Origin of the sequence: Hyphomicrobium sp., from assembly GCF_036833075.1 — a bacterium.
Classification (GTDB): domain Bacteria; phylum Pseudomonadota; class Alphaproteobacteria; order Rhizobiales; family Hyphomicrobiaceae; genus Hyphomicrobium_C.
The window spans coordinates 1-14,630 of record NZ_DAITQL010000044.1; the positions used below are offsets into that span (position 1 = coordinate 1).

12 protein-coding genes are annotated in these 14,630 nt (G+C 68.2%); 6 read left to right on the forward strand and 6 right to left on the reverse strand.

Annotated elements, in window-relative coordinates; translation table 11 throughout:
- Positions 1-765 (reverse strand): lipid II flippase MurJ (locus V7082_RS13340; protein WP_334149300.1); only part of this gene is annotated, 765 nt, incomplete at its 3' end.
- 74 nt (positions 766-839) lie between these two features.
- Here V7082_RS13340 and V7082_RS13345 point away from each other — a divergent pair.
- The gene (locus V7082_RS13345) at positions 840-1,001 is read left to right on the forward strand and encodes a hypothetical protein (RefSeq protein WP_334149302.1); all 162 of its coding nucleotides are present in this window, start codon (positions 840-842) and stop codon (positions 999-1,001) included.
- On the opposite strand, the gene V7082_RS13350 is transcribed toward V7082_RS13345, so the two are convergent.
- Together V7082_RS13350 and V7082_RS13355 are read right to left on the reverse strand one after the other, a co-directional pair.
- Positions 996-2,138, reverse strand: coding sequence for a nickel/cobalt transporter (locus V7082_RS13350; RefSeq protein ID WP_334149305.1), 1,143 nt, complete (start codon positions 2,136-2,138; stop codon positions 996-998). The two genes, V7082_RS13345 and V7082_RS13350, sit on opposite strands and share 6 nt — an antisense overlap.
- On the reverse strand, positions 2,135-2,824 hold the full coding sequence (locus tag V7082_RS13355) for a DUF1007 family protein (RefSeq protein WP_334149307.1): 690 nt from the start codon (positions 2,822-2,824) through the stop codon (positions 2,135-2,137). The genes V7082_RS13350 and V7082_RS13355 overlap by 4 nt, the downstream gene beginning before the upstream one ends.
- A gap of 353 nt (positions 2,825-3,177) precedes the next feature.
- On the opposite strand from V7082_RS13355, the gene V7082_RS13360 reads away from it, so the two are divergent.
- Positions 3,178-4,164, forward strand: a complete 987-nt coding sequence (locus tag V7082_RS13360) for a zinc ABC transporter substrate-binding protein (RefSeq protein WP_334149308.1) — start codon at positions 3,178-3,180, stop codon at positions 4,162-4,164.
- 225 nt (positions 4,165-4,389) lie between these two features.
- Here the strand turns inward: V7082_RS13360 and V7082_RS13365 are convergent, their stop codons facing one another.
- Positions 4,390-5,349, reverse strand: a complete 960-nt coding sequence (locus tag V7082_RS13365) for a L,D-transpeptidase (protein WP_334149310.1) — start codon at positions 5,347-5,349, stop codon at positions 4,390-4,392.
- Between the two features lie 733 nt (positions 5,350-6,082).
- Here V7082_RS13365 and ggt point away from each other — a divergent pair.
- The 3 genes from ggt (at position 6,083) to ubiE (ending at position 9,834) form a co-directional block, all read left to right on the forward strand.
- Positions 6,083-7,921 (forward strand): gamma-glutamyltransferase, encoded by a 1,839-nt coding sequence (gene ggt / locus V7082_RS13370; protein ID WP_334149312.1) that lies wholly within the window; start codon positions 6,083-6,085, stop codon positions 7,919-7,921.
- Positions 7,911-8,978 (forward strand): FAD-dependent oxidoreductase, encoded by a 1,068-nt coding sequence (locus V7082_RS13375; RefSeq protein WP_334149313.1) that lies wholly within the window; start codon positions 7,911-7,913, stop codon positions 8,976-8,978. The genes ggt and V7082_RS13375 overlap by 11 nt, the downstream gene beginning before the upstream one ends.
- 73 nt (positions 8,979-9,051) lie before the next feature.
- Positions 9,052-9,834, forward strand: a complete 783-nt coding sequence (ubiE, locus tag V7082_RS13380) for a bifunctional demethylmenaquinone methyltransferase/2-methoxy-6-polyprenyl-1,4-benzoquinol methylase UbiE (RefSeq protein ID WP_334149314.1) — start codon at positions 9,052-9,054, stop codon at positions 9,832-9,834.
- A gap of 191 nt (positions 9,835-10,025) precedes the next feature.
- Here ubiE and V7082_RS13385 read toward each other — a convergent pair whose 3' ends face one another.
- On the reverse strand, positions 10,026-11,897 hold the full coding sequence (locus tag V7082_RS13385; RefSeq protein ID WP_334149317.1) for a hypothetical protein: 1,872 nt from the start codon (positions 11,895-11,897) through the stop codon (positions 10,026-10,028).
- A 165-nt stretch (positions 11,898-12,062) separates the two neighbouring features.
- Complete coding sequence (locus V7082_RS13390; RefSeq protein ID WP_334149319.1) at positions 12,063-13,565, reverse strand: OmpA family protein; 1,503 nt, start codon at positions 13,563-13,565, stop codon at positions 12,063-12,065.
- A gap of 373 nt (positions 13,566-13,938) precedes the next feature.
- Between V7082_RS13390 and V7082_RS13395 the strand changes: the two genes are divergently transcribed.
- Positions 13,939-14,619, forward strand: a complete 681-nt coding sequence (locus V7082_RS13395) for a response regulator transcription factor (protein ID WP_334149321.1) — start codon at positions 13,939-13,941, stop codon at positions 14,617-14,619.
- The last annotated feature ends 11 nt before the right edge of the window (positions 14,620-14,630 follow it).

Consider the following 14,630-nt stretch of genomic DNA (forward strand, 5'->3'; position numbering starts at 1 on the left):
GGTGCCGATCATGATGTTGAGCTGCGTCACGCCGCCCGCGATGACGCCGGGAATGCCGAGCACGATCAGCCGGCGCATGCGGTCCGTCATGCGCGGGCGGCGGAGCTTGAGCGTGAAGTTGTTGCGCTTGAGGCCGTCGATCAGCAGCCAGAGCTGCAGCACGCCGGCCACGAACACGCCGATGGCCTGGATGATGCCGCCCTCCGGCTCGTTGTGATAGCCGAGCCAGAAGCCGACGAAGATCGCCGCCGCCAGCGTCAGGTTGAGCACGATCGAAACCGACGAGCTTTCGACGAACTTGCCGAACGTATTGAGCACGCCCGAGAACAGCGCCACGAGCGACATGCAGAGGAGATACGGGAACGTGATCTGCGTCAGCAGTACCGCGAGGTCGAACTTTTCAGGGCTCGCGCTGAAGCCCGGCGCGAGCAGGTACATGAGCCACGGCATGGCGAGGATCGCGACGACCGTCAGCGCCACGAGCACCGCGACGAGCCCGCTCATCGCCTCCTCGGCGAACGCGCGTGCCGATTGGCGCCCTTCCCTCTCGAGCTCCTTGGCGAAGAGAGGGATGAACGCCGAGTTGAACGCTCCCTCGCCGAATAGGCGCCGGAAGAGATTGGGGAAGCGGAATGCCACGTTGAAGGCATCCGCCACCCAGCCCGCGCCGAACGCCCACGCGAACAGGATATCGCGCACGAAGCCGAGCACGCGTGAGACGAGCGTCAGGCCGCCGACGGTGGCAAAGGCGCGGTAGAGTTTCATGGAAGCCCCAGGAGCGCTCCGAAAACCGGCACGCGCCAACCCTTAGAGTGCTTCCGGAAAAGTGGGAACCGGTCATGGCGAAGCCATGCACGCAAAAAGCGGATAAGAAGCCCCGCTCTCAAAAGACTGCTTCCGAAAAAGCGGGAACCGGTCATGGCGCAACCATGCAAGCAGAAAATCCCGATAAGAAGCATGACTCTCAAAAGAGCTTCCGCCGCACCTGGAAGCCTCTATAGGGGTGCCGCCGTGCCGCCGTGGAGCGACGCGACGAAGAACGCGGCCCCCATCAGGAAAACGAGGGTCGAGCCGAAGAGCCCGGCGCCGGTGGCGACCGCGCCGGCAAGCCGGCTTTCGCCGCCGGCCATGCGGACCGCGAGCTCCCGCGATCCGACGGCCAGCGACGCAAGCGCCGACACGGTGATGGCGGTGCCGAGCGCCATGGCGAACGTCGCGAAGATTCCCGCGATCAGGATCCCCTGGCTGAGGGAGAAGATCAGAACGAGGATCGCCCCCGTGCAGGGCCGGATGCCGACCGAAAGGGCGATGGCAATGGCCTTGCGCCAGGACATCGTCCCTTCGAGCTGCCCGGGATCGGGCATGTGCGCATGCCCGCAGCAGGAGCCGTCCGCGGCATGGACGTGGGGCTCATGAATGGGGCCGTGCGCATGCGTGTGGGTGTGCCCATGGTCCGAACCGCATCCGCAGCCGCCGCCGTGTCCGGGCGCGGGATCGTGGGCTTGAGCGTGCACGCGAGGATGGTGGTGCACGACCGCCGTAGGCTCGGCCCGCCGACGGATGAGCGCGCCGAGCTGCCCGTAGAGCAGCCAGATGCCGATCAGCGCCACGAACCCCCAACTGATGGTCTCGATCCACCGCTCGGTGGCCGAGATCTTGAGGCTCGTGGCATTGAGCGCGATCGCGAGCACGCCGACGATGACGATGGCCGACAGCGCCTGGAAGAACGCGGACAGGAACGACAGCATGATCCCGCGCTTGACCGTCTTCTCGTTGGCGAGCACGTAGGACGAGATCACCGCCTTGCCGTGACCCGGCCCTGCCGCATGCAGCACGCCGTAGGTGAAGCTCAGAAACGCGAGCAGCAGCGTCGCGTCGAGCACATTGCCGGTCTTGAGCTGACGCACGGCCGCGGCCAGCTCCCGGTTGATGCGCTGCTGCTGGGCGAGCACGGTGGACCAGAGGTCTCCGAGGAGGCTCCGCTCGGCGTTCTGCGCCGGGGCGGCCGCCGTCGACTGGCCGGGGGCCAGCGGCAGTCCGAACGGCGACGCCTTGGGCTCCGCGTGGGTGGGCGCCGCGAACGAAAACGCAAGCAGGCAAAGGATGAGGGCGCCGAGCGCGGCGAGGGAGCGCGTCATGATTTCTTGCAGCCGAGCGTAACCGTTTTCGCATACCCGAGGCCCATGCCGGCATTCTGATCGCCGGCCGTGAGCTGGCCGCCGAACGACTCGTTGAGCTTCTGCAGCTCGGCGAGCTCGTTCTCCGGAATGCCGATGCTGGCGTGGCATCCCTCGGGCGCGCCGGCGCTGAGCTTCACCGGGTCGTCGGCGCCGAAATCGAAGGCGATGAAGAACGACTCGTCGAACACCGCGAAATTGAAGTCCGCCGCATCCGCGAGCACCGGCTGCTCGAACGGCAGCGTGAAATGCAGCGACAGCACGCTGTCCTTGTAATCGAGGTAGTAGTCGACCGGCGGCTTGACCTTGATCTCCGCCTTGCCGAGTTTCGCGACCGTGAAATAGTCGAATTCCTTGAGGCCATCGATGTTGACCTGCGCCAGCTCCTGGAGCTCCTCGCGCGAATAGATCCCGTCGCCGTTGGCATCGAGACCCTGGATCGCCATGGCCGTGTACATATCGTCGAAGGCCCACTTATGCTCGAGCCCCGTGATGGCCCCGCCCTCGTAGAGCACCGTCGTCTCCACCGTGACCCACACGTGCGGATGCGCGGCCGCGGGCATGGTCCACAAGGCGATCGCCGCGCATACCACCGCGAGCTGACTGCCCAGGAGCCAGCGTCCCAAGGCGCGCGATATCGAAGTCAAGCTATCCTCCTCGCCCCAACCCGGCACGAACGCGCAAAAATCCCAGCGAAACCCCAGTCTAGCACATGGCTTCGGGACCGAGCGCTTCGAGCCCGTGGATCGAACGCCCTGACCAAGCTCTCGAGATCCGAGCCCCACAGCGGGCTATCCGCCAGAAGACCGTATTTCGGCCCCGGGTCTCGGCCTAACTTCCGATCCGGGCGGCAGACGACCTAAAAAAAACAGCGGAACCAAGGCGCCTGCGCCACGGTTGCGCCTGATTGGATGTTATAGTATCCAAAAATAACGTCAAAACGAGGACCTCTCCCTTGCGCCGCCCGAAGCAACCGATCTCTGTCCGCGCGTACACGAGAATGGCCGCTGCGGCCGCAGCCGTGGCCGCCACGCTTCTGGCACCCGCCGCCTCCGCCGCCGACCTCAAGGTGACGGTCACGATCAAGCCGGTGCACGCCCTCGTGGCCCAGGTCATGGACGGCGTCGGCGTGCCGACGCTTCTGGTTCAGGGCGCGGCCTCGCCGCACACCTACGCGCTGAAGCCTTCAGACGCGCGGGCGCTGAACCACGCCGATGTCTTCTTCCGCGTCTCGGAGACCATCGAGCCCTTCACGCGCAAGATCGTGGCCGCATTGCCGGATACCGTCCGCACCGTGACCCTGGCGGAGACGCTGGGCCTCGCGGTGCTGGACGTGCGCACGGGGCAAACGTTCGAGGTGCACGATCACGTCGACAAGGATGGGCACGCCAACGAAGACGAGGACGGCCACGATCATGACCATGGCCACAGCCATGAGCACAGCGACCATGATCACGGCCACGAGGTCCGCGACGGCCACGTCTGGCTCGATCCGGAGAACGCCCGCAATATGGTAGCCGAGATCGCGCGCGTGCTGTCCGAGGCGTCGCCATCCGACGCCCCGGCATTTGCGACCAACGCTGCCCGCGCCGACGCGGCCCTGGTAGCCCTGCAAGCCGAGATCGCCCGCGATCTCGCGCCCCTCAGGGGCAAGCCCTTTGTCGTCTTCCACGATGCCTTTCAGTACTTCGAGCGCCGTTTCGGGCTCGAAGCCGTGGGCTCGATCACGGTGAGCCCGGAGGCGCAACCCTCCGCCAAGCGCTTGACCGAGATCCGCCACAAGCTCGCGGCGCTGTCGGCAAGCTGCGTCTTCAGCGAGCCGCAGGCGCAGGCCAAGCTCGTGGCCGCCGTCATCGAGGGCACGAGCGCCCGCGCCGGCACGCTGGACCCCGAAGGCGCGCTCGTCGCGCCCGGCCCGGACGCCTACGCGACGCTGCTCCGCAACCTCGCCGGCGGCTTGAAGGCCTGCCTCGCGCAGAGCAGCTAGCCCGTGATCGATTCAGGCCCTATCGGCCGGAAGTATGCTTCATCGGCTTGATCGAGAACGGAGAGCGCAGCGCCGATTCGAATAAGAGCAACGCGCGCTCCGGCGCCGCTCTGGATTCAGGTTAGATCGGAAAGCCCCGGAACGCCCACCGGCTCTGCGCCAAAAGAAACGGGCGCCCCCTTGTGTCGGAAGCGCCCGATGAAATCGTTAAAAAACGGACGGTGCCTACTCGACCGACGCCTGCGCCGAGCGCGAGACAGCGCCCGCACCGACCTTGCGGCCGTAGCGTGTCGACACCATCCCCTCCTTCGGGCGCAGCGGCGCTGCATCGACCTTCGCGGCCTCCTCACCCCCTTCGACGACATCCTCACCCTCGGGCGTGACCGTGTGCACGACCATCCCCTCCTCGGGGCGCACGGGGTTGGCCTCGTCATCCGGGAAGATGAAGAAGCCGGTCTTCGGCGCCGAGGCGACGGAGCGCGTCTTGGCGCGCGGCGTACCGGAGTTGGTCACCGCCGGACCGGAGCGCGCCGGCGCCGATGTCGCGTCCCCGCTGGGTGCAGGGGCGTCGTCGAAGGACGCGATGGTGTTGGTCTTGAAGCGCTCCCAGGTCACGACGACCTTGGTGCCCGTCGGCACCTTGGGATAAAGATCCATCACGTCCTCGTTGAACATGCGGATGCAGCCCTTCGACACGTTCTGACCGATGGTCCAGGGCGCGTCGGTGCCGTGAATGCGATAGGTGCTCGAGCCGAGATAGAGCGCGCGCACGCCGAGCGGGTTCATCGGATGCCCGCCGGGCACCCAGCTCGGCAGCTTGGGATTTTCCCTCAGCATCTCGGCAGTCGGGCGCCAATCCGGGTTCTCGCGCTTCATCGAGACCACGGTCGTGCCCTGCCAGCGGCTCTGCTCGCGCGGAATCGCGATCGGATAGCTGGTCGCCTGCCCGGGTTTGGTGATGTGGTAGAGGCGCCGGTCGCCGAAGCTGACAATGATCTGCCCGGGTGTGTACTGCGGGTTGAACTTCACGACCTGGCGCTTACCGCCGCCGTACTCGGGCTCGCCCCCCCAGAGGAATTCGATGAGTGTCTGCGCACTGGCCGCGCTCGAAAGCCCCGTCAGGGCGGCCGCCGCGACGACCGCTGCCAGAGTTTTGACGACCCTTGCCTTCAACACCGACGACATGAACAGAACTCCCGCTGTCTCAAAGCTGCGATGGAGGAAACCGGTTCCCTCTTCGGTTTCCACCAGACCGGCATGGTGCGCCGGTTCAGATGAATCTCGTATAAACGAGCCGCGAAATTCGCGGCAGAGCAGTGTGGCCACACCCCGGCCAAGTTGCAACCCGCGGCGCGACTTACGGATCGACCGATGCACTGCAGCAACGGTCGGCGATTTGTAAGGTAGTGCAAGAGTTTGATAGGCATCATCCATGCCGATCCGCAGAGACGGAAATCCTGGAACAAACAGGAACAAAAAAAGAACAAAATCGACCGATACCTCTTGAGCCGGGCGCGTTGCCGGCAAAACCGGCCTGCTCAATATCCCTAAGTGCAAATCCCTCGGTGATTAAGGATGTCCGCGTTGCGTCACGGGCATGGTCGGCAGAGCGCCGTCGCAGGGCTGCGGATCCCCCGTCCGCACCCGCGTCGGGTTGCATACCCCCGTTGCCCGTGTGGCGCCGGCCTGCGTTGAAGTTGCGTCCCCTGGTCGGCCCAGCGGCCGGAATGGAGCCCCCGCCATTCCGGCCGCTTTTTATCCGGGCGGTCGTTGGCCAAACCGTGCTTTTGCTGCGCAGGCCACGGCGGCTGCGGCGCCGATCGGGAGGTTTCCAAACGCATGCGCAAGCCCCTATAGAACGGAGCATGCCTCCGGCTCCGCGCATTGATGCCCGTCCGTCCGGAGCCCCGGAGAGATCATGCCTGAACGGCCCATCGACGATCGCGGATCGAGGCGCCCGGCACGGCCCGCAGGCGACGCGCGGCACGCCCTGGCGCGACGCGCGAGAGGATGGCTCCTGCTCCTCCTGGTCTCGGCCGCCTCATCGCCCCTCGCCGCGCAGGACGGCGCCCTCCCGCGGCCCCAGATCGAGCCGGAAGCCGGCCTCGGCCGCGTCGAGAAAACCCTTGCCGTATCGGAGAAATATCTGATCTCGACCGCGAACCCGCTTGCCTCCGAGGCGGGTCGCGAGATGTTGCGGGCGGGCGGCTCGGCGACGGACGCGGCGATCGCTGCCCAGCTTGTGCTGGGACTGGTCGAGCCGCAGTCCTCGGGCCTCGGAGGCGGCGCTTTCCTGCTCAATTGGGACCAGGCCGGGAAGAAGCTCGCGACCTACGACGGGCGCGAGACGGCGCCGGCCGCCGCCACACCGGATCACTTCCTCGCGAACGGCAGGCCCATGGACTTCGAGACCGCCGTCCGGTCCGGCTTGAGCGTCGGCACGCCCGGCCTTCCCCGCCTTCTCGAGCACGCCCACGCGCGCCACGGCAAGCTGCCCTGGGCGCGGCTGTTCGAACCCGCGATCAGGCTCGCCCGCGATGGCTTCGAGATCTCGGCGCGCCTTTACTTCATGCTGCGCTGGTTCGGCACCGACGGTCTGTCGCCGGCCGCGCGCCGCCACTTTTTCGATTCCAACGGCAGCCCGCTGCCCATCGGCTACCGCCTGACCAACGCAGCCTATGCCGAAACCCTCGAAGCCCTCGCCCGTGGCGGAGCCGACGCGTTCTATTCGGGCGCCATCGCCGAGGCGATCGTCAAAGCCGTCCGGGAGGCCCCCCACGCCGCCGGAGATCTGACGCTCGCCGACCTCGCCGCCTATCAGCCCGTCGAACGGCCGCCCCTCTGCATCGCCTACCGCACGTACCGCGTCTGCGGCATGGGCCCGCCGTCGTCGGGCGGGACGGCCGTCGCGCAGTCACTCGCGATGCTCGAGCGCTTCGATCTCGGCCGTGCGCCGGACGACGCCATGCGCATTCCCACAATGCATCTCATCGTCGAGGCGCAGCGGCTGGCTTACGCGGACCGCGCGCGCTATCTCGCTGACCCTGATTTCGTACCCGTACCGGCGAGCCTCCTGGATCCCGCCTATCTCGCCTCTCGCAGCGCATTGATCGACCCCGCAAAAGCCATGCGCCGCGCCGAGCCGGGCATGCCGCCCGGCTCGGAGAAAAACCCGCCCGGCATCGATGCGACGGTCGAGCGGAACGGCACCAGCCACGTCTCGGTCGTCGATGCCGCCGGCAACGCGGTAGCGCTGACGACCACCATCGAGGGCCCCTTTGGCTCGGGTCTCTTCGCGGCCGGCTTCCTGCTCAACAACCAGCTCACGGACTTCTCCTTCCAGCCGCTGGACGAGACCGGACGTCCCATCGCCAACCGCGTCGAAGGCGGCAAGCGCCCGCGCAGCTCCATGGCCCCGACCATCGTGTTCGACGAGAAAGGCGCGTTCTTTGCCGCACTGGGCTCGCCCGGCGGCAACCGCATCATCCTCTTTGTCACGAAGGCCCTGATCGGGCTGATCGACTGGAGGCTCGATGCCCAGGCCGCGTCCAGCCTGCCGAACTTCGGCAGCATGGGCGGGGCGGTCGAGCTGGAATACGGCTGGTCCACGATCTGGCAGGGTCTCGGACTGAAGAGCTATGGACACGCCATCGCACCGGACCTCATGAATTCGGGGCTGCACATCGTGACCCGGCGCAACGGCAGGCTCGAAGGCGGGGCCGACCCGCGACGCGAAGGAGTGGCCCTTGGCGACTGAAACCGAGAACGGGCTCGTCAGGATGGGAAAAGGAAAGCCGCTGGCGATCACGGTCGTCGGCGCCGGCATTCTCGGCCTCTGGCAGGCGCTGACGCTGGCCCGCGCCGGCCATTCCGTGCGCCTCGTCGAGAAGAGCGCGAGCCCCTTCACCGAGAGCGCCAGCCGCTACGCGGGGGCCATGCTGGCGCCCGGATGCGAAAGCGAGCACGCCCCCGAGATCCGCACGCTCGGCGCCCAGGGCCTCGCGCTCTGGCGCGCGACCTATCCGCACCTCGTCAACGCCGGCAGCCTCGTCGTCGCCGCCCCGCGCGATGCGGCCGAGGCCGCCCGCTTCGCCCGCGACACGCATCCGCCCGAGACCCTGGATGCCCGCGGCCTCGCCGCGCTCGAGCCCGATCTTGGCGGCCGTTTCGCTCGTGCCTTCTATTTCCCTGACGAAGCGCACATGACGACGCCGGACGCGCTCACCTTCCTGCTCGATGCCGTGCGCATGGCCGGCGCAACCGTGGAGCTAGGCGCTGCCTGGACGTCGCCTTCGACGTCCGATGTCGTCGTCGACTGCCGCGGCATGGCGGCGGCAAGCGCGTTGCCCATGCTGCGCGGCGTGCGCGGCGAGCGCCTCCTCATCCAGAGCGCCGAGATCCGCCTCACGCGCCCCGTGCGCCTCCTCCATCCGCACCACCCGCTCTATGTCGTGCCCTGGGACGACGGACGCTATCTGGTCGGCGCGACCGTCATCGAAAGCGAGGATACGGGCGCCATCACGGTTCGCTCGGCGCTCGAGCTGCTGGGCGCGGCTTACGCCCTGCACCCGGCCTTCGGAGAGGCCGAGATCCTCGAGACGGGCGCCGGAATCCGCCCCGCCTTCCCCGACAATCTTCCGCACGCCGAGGTTCGCGAGGGGGGACGGCGGATCTTCGTCAACGGCGCCTACCGCCACGGCTTTCTCCTGGCGCCCGTACTGGCCGAGGCGGTGGCGTGCTGGCTCACGAACCAAACGCCGCATGCCTTGCTTGTCCCGCCGGAGCCGATGGCGCACCAGCCGCATTCCGTCTAGGTTTTTGATCTGTCGCGCTTCTTAACGGAAAACCGGTTCCCACTTTTCCGGAAGCACTCTAAGGTCGCGCCCCATGCCGAACAAACCCGCCTCAGAAAACGAGCCCCACGGCACCGCGAGCTTCGGTTTCCGCACCGTCGCCGAGGACGAGCGCCAGGGCCTGGTCAACGCCGTCTTCTCCTCGGTCGCCACCCGCTACGATCTGATGAACGACCTCATGTCGGGCGGATTGCACCGGCTCTGGAAGGCCGAGTTCATCACCATGATCGGCGCCCCGCGCGACGACCGGCCGTTCCGCCTGCTCGACGTCGCGGGCGGAACCGGCGACATCGCCATCCGCTACGCCGAGCGCTCGGGTCCGAACGCGACCGCCGTGCTCGCCGACATCAGCCCGGAGATGCTGGAGGAAGGTCGCGCCAAGGTCGCCGCCCGGGGGCTCGACGCCCGCATCACGCTGACCCAGGGCAACGCCGAAGCGCTGCCGTTCCCCGACCGCGCCTTCGACGCCTACACGATCGCATTCGGCATCCGCAACGTCACCCACATCGACGCCGCCCTCCGCGAGGCCCATCGCGTGCTCCGGATCGGCGGCCGCTTCCTGTGCCTCGAGTTCTCCGAATGCCGGGTGCCGCTGCTCGACCGCCTCTACGATTTCCACTCCTTCGAGGTGATACCGCGCCTGGGTGAGCTCACGGCCGGATCGGCCGATCCCTACCGCTATCTGGTGGAAAGCATCCGCCGCTTCCCGAACCAGGACGCATTCGCGGCCATGATCCGCGAGGCCGGCTTCGAACGCGTCTCGGTCCGCAACCTGACGGGCGGCATCGCCGCGATCCACTCGGGCTGGAAGCTCTAACCTACAGCCTTTCCGACAGGAGATATCGGAGCTTTGATTTCGACATGTCTGGATCCCGGCCTGCGCCGGGATGACGTTGGTGGCTGGGAGGCCCGCTTACCACTAACAAACGTCACTCCGGCGAAGGCCGGCGTCCAGACACGTTGCCGTATAGTACGGTGGCTTGGCCCTGCGACACCGACGATGCGGCCTCACGCATCCCCGCGGTCGACGCGCCGCGAGAACTCCGTCTGCCCGCCCGACGCCAGGATGCGCGCCTGCTCGATCCAGTTCTCGCGCTCGATGCGGCCCTTGAAGTCGAGCATCTCGCTGATCCTATCGATATCCGCCCGCGTCCAGTTGGCCACCTGCTCGTAGGCGGTGATGCCGAGCGCGTTGAGCCTCTTCTCGATCAGCACGCCGATGCCGCGGATACGCTTCAGGTCCTGCACCTCGCCCGCCGACGTCACGAACGGACGCGTATCGCCTCGGAGCGCCTCCGAGCGGACCGACAGCAGGCCCGCATAGCTCTCGCGCGGCTCGCCCGGCGGCTCGGAGAGCTCCGGTACCTCCTGCACGATCGGGCCGGGATCCGCCGCGGCGGGCTCGGGCTCGGTTGCGGGCGGCGCGCCGCCGGTGAGGAACAGGGCCTGTGCGACCCATCCCTCACGCGCGATTCGGCCGTCCGTGCCGAGCAGAGCTTCGAAGCGCGCCACGTCCTCGCCCTGCCACGCCGCGATCTCCGCAAGCCGGGTGATGCCGTTGGCCCGCAGCAGCGCCTCCGCCGCCGGGTCGATGCCGATGATGCGATTGAGGCGATCGCCGTCGACCGGCGCGATTCCCACCGCGACCGGCGGCTTCTCCGTATGCGCACGAGAGGGATCGCCGCCCTCGGCCAGGATGCGCGCCTGCTCGATCCAGTTATCGCGCCTGACGCGATCCTCGAGAGCCAGCGCGCGGCTCGTACCCCAGACATCGCCAGCCGTCCACGCCGCAATCTGCGAGAAGCGGTGCACGCCGTAGCGCACGAGCCGCTGCTTGAGAGCGCCATCGATGCCATGGATGCGCGTCAGGTCGTCGACCGGCTCGCCCGACAGGCGCTCGAGCAGCGAGGTTGCCGCCGGCGTCCCGAAGCGCGAAGGCCAGTCCGCACCCTCCTGCGGGGCCGCGGGCTCGGAAGCCGGAATCTCAATCTCTGCGGCGGCTCTCTCGGCGGCTGCCTTTTCGGCAGCGGCTCTTTCCGCGGCCTCGGCCTCGGCCTCGGCCGCAGCAATCGTGGCGGCGGCTCGCTCCGCGGCTTCCCTTTCGGCAGCTTGCCTTTCTACAGCCTCGGCTTCGGCTCGTGCCTTGGCCGCCGCTCTCTCCGCCGCGGCTTTCTCCGCGGCTGCCCTTTCCGCAGCTTGCCTTTCGGCGGCTTCGGCTTCCGCTCGCGCCTGGGCCGCAGCGATCGCGGCAGCGGCTTTCTCCGCGGCTTCCTTTTCCGCAGCGTCCCTCTCGGCGGCTTCGGCCTCGGCTCGTGCCTTGGCTGCAGCGATCGCGGCGGCGGCGGCGGCTGCACCGACGGCGATTTGCGTATAGCTCTGACCGTGATCCTGCGCCGCCTCCGGCGGCGCCGACGTGGGCGCGGCGGGTGCAGGCGCGAGGATCGGCCCCCGTTCCGAGGCGAGCGCGGGCGGAGGCGGGCGCATGGCGCGCCAGGGCGGGGCCGGCGACGGTGGCGCCGGTTGCGGAGCAGGCATGGGCTCGAGGACCTCGCGGTCCACGGGGTCGGGGTGCCGCAGCGGCTCCGGCTCGGACGGCGGCGGCTGGACCTCGACCACCGGTTGGTCGGTCCGGAGCACGGTCGGCACCGATGACCCGTCGTCCCCCGAGAGCGCGCGGCCGAAGCGGCCCGCCGCGACCCCGGCCGGGGCCGCCGCCACGCTGGCGGGGTTCGCGAAGCCGGCGGGGCTCGCGAGGTCGGTCTCCGCCACCGGAACGTCACGCGCGCCGGAGAGGCCGCGCCGCAGGAGACAGGCGAGACAGGCGCCGAGCAGGAAGGCACCCAGCATCAGCGAGAAAATCTGCACCAGCAAAATCGTCATACGCCCCCACTCCCTTTCAAAGACCTCCGGCCCGGCCGGTCAGTCTTCGACCCCTCCGCAACTCATCCACCCGACGACGAGGCCGATGGCGAACGCGGCCGCCAGGTACCAGAACAGGCTTACGATCAGATAATCCATCCTCACCGTCCCACGCTGCGATTCCGACTATTCCGTAAACACCCTGAACTCGATGCGCCGGTTCTGAGCCATGCCGGCCTTCGTCTCATTCGATGCCGCAGGCCGGCTCGCGCCGTAGCCCACCGCCGAGATCCGCTCTTCGGCGACACCAGCCGCCACGAGGGCGTCGAGCACGGCGTGCGCGCGACGCTCGGAGAGGTTCTGGTTGCGCTCGTCGGTGCCCTCGGCGTCCGTATGCCCTTCGACCTCGACCAGCACACCCGGGCAGGATGTGATGATCCCCGCGAGCTTCCGGATCGTTCGCGCGCTCTTGGCGCTGATGTCCGCGCTCGCCCGATCGAATAGGATGGCGCCCTCGGCCGCGGCTGCGGCCAGCCGCTGTTCGCAAGCCGCCGTCGCCGCCGTCGTCTTGCGCTCGGCTCGCTTCGCCTCCTCTTCGGCGACCCTCTTCGCCTCGGCCTCGGCCGCAGCTCTCGCTTCAGCCTCCTCCCTGGCTTTCAGCGCGGCGGCGGCTTCGGCCTCCTCCTGCGCCTTCATCGCTGCCTCGGTCTGCTCCCTGGCCCGTTGCGCCGCTTGGGCTTCCGCTTCTTCCTGAGCTTTTAACGCCGCCGCTGCCGCAGCCGCCTCCTCGGCCTTCCGCGCTGCCTCCGCAGCTTCGGCCTCTTCCCGCGCCTTGAGCGCAGCAGCCGCCTCGGCGTCCTCCCGGGCTTTGAGCGCTGCCGCTTCCCGCTCGGCCTCGAGGGCAGCTTCGGCCTCGGCCTGCGCCTTCATCGCTGCCTCGGTCTGCTCCCTGGCCCGTTGCGCCGCTTGGGCTTCCGCCTCTTCCTGCGCCTTCAGTGCAGCCGCTGCCGCGGCCTCCTCCTCGGCCTTCCGCGCGGCCTCGGCCGCCTCGGCCTCTTCCCGCGCCTTGAGCGCCGCAGCCGCCTCGGCGTCCTCCCGGGCTTTGAGGGCCGCCGCCTCCCGCTCGGCCTCAAGGGCGGCTTCGGCCTCGGCCTGCGCTTTCATCGCCGCCTCGGTCTGCTCCCTGGCCCGTTGCGCCGCTTGGGCTTCCGCCTCTTCCTGCGCCTTCAGTGCAGCCGCTGCCGCGGCCTCCGCCGCTTCGGCCTCTTGCCGCGCCTTGAGCGCAGCAGCCGCCTCGGCGTCCCGACGCGCCCGGCCCGCCTCTTCCGCTGCCTTCGCAGCAGCGATGGCCTCATCGTCCGTGACCGGCACCGCGGGTCCGATGCGCTCGGGCGCGACCGGCGCGCCGGCAAGGTCCGTCTTGAGCTGGACCGTGCGGATGCCCCACACGCCGCGCACGATATCGAGCGCCGCCTTGGGATCACCGTCCTTCTCAGCGCGGCCGGTTATAACGGCATCGCGTCCGGAGAGGGCGACGCTGGCCCAGGACTGCCCTGCCCCGCGCAGCGCCTCGGTGGCGCGCACGGCGAGATCGGCCTCTAGGTTGGGCTGCTCCCTGTGAACGGTCCCCCAGGCCAACAGCGCGATCGGAATGAGACCCCAAAGCCACCGCGAAGGATTACACCTCATCCCGCCCAAGCTCCCCAACGAACGCACGCCGCAACCCCTGACGGTGAAACACGTTCACCGCCCGCCAGCTACGATCCCCCCGACCGCACCGCACTATAGACAAGGCTTCCCGCGTTTCCAAGTTGCACCCACCCGCCAACCCGCGCGAACGCGAGACGCCTCGCAAACAGCCCGGCAGCCGGATTAAACATACGGGGCATCCGCCGCCGCCCCGCCCGCCTCGCCGCTCGTTTCCCTCTTGCAAACCCGTACGCCCCAGCCACAATTGACGCGTGTGAGAGACAAATGGATTCTCGGATTTGGCCAGGTTCAACAAGGGCCGGGTAGTGTCGGCAGGCGCCGTGCGACCGCCTCGTCCGCGGGGATGCGAGCCATGACGGTCAGGTTCTTGATCGTCGACGATCATCCCCTCTTCCGAGAGGCGCTTCAGCTCGCCATTCAGTCGGCCTATCCGCAAGCGGAGATCGTCGAGGCGTCGTCCATCACGGCCGCCCAGGCGGCGCTCGCGAGCGAGCAGCCGTTCGACCTCCTGCTGCTCGATCTCACCATGCCGGGCACGAAAGGATTCGACGGCCTGATCGAGCTGCGCGCCGCGCGGCCCAAGCAGCCGATCCTCGTCGTCTCCGCCCATGAGGATCCCCGCATCGTCCATGAGGCGATGACCTGCGGCGCCGCAGGCTACATCTCGAAGTCCGTCAAGAAGCGCGATCTCGCGGATGCCATTCAGGACGTGATGGCCGGGCTCGTCGTGCTGCCGAAGGGATACGTCCAGCCGGCGGCGGGCGTGGCACCTTCGCGGGAGGCGGAGCTTGCCGCCCGCGTGTCCTCTTTGACACGTCAGCAACTCCGCGTGCTCCAGATGGTTCGCCAGGGCATGTTGAACAAGCAGATCGCCCACGAGCTCGGCGTCGGCGAAACGACGATCAAGGCGCACGTGTCCGAGATCATGCGCAAGCTCAACGTGGTCTCGCGCACCCAGGCCGTGATCGAAGTGGCCCGCCTCGATTTCGACGCCGTGCTCAGCGCCGCCCGGAACTCCGACAAAACCCCCTGACCGCGACGCGG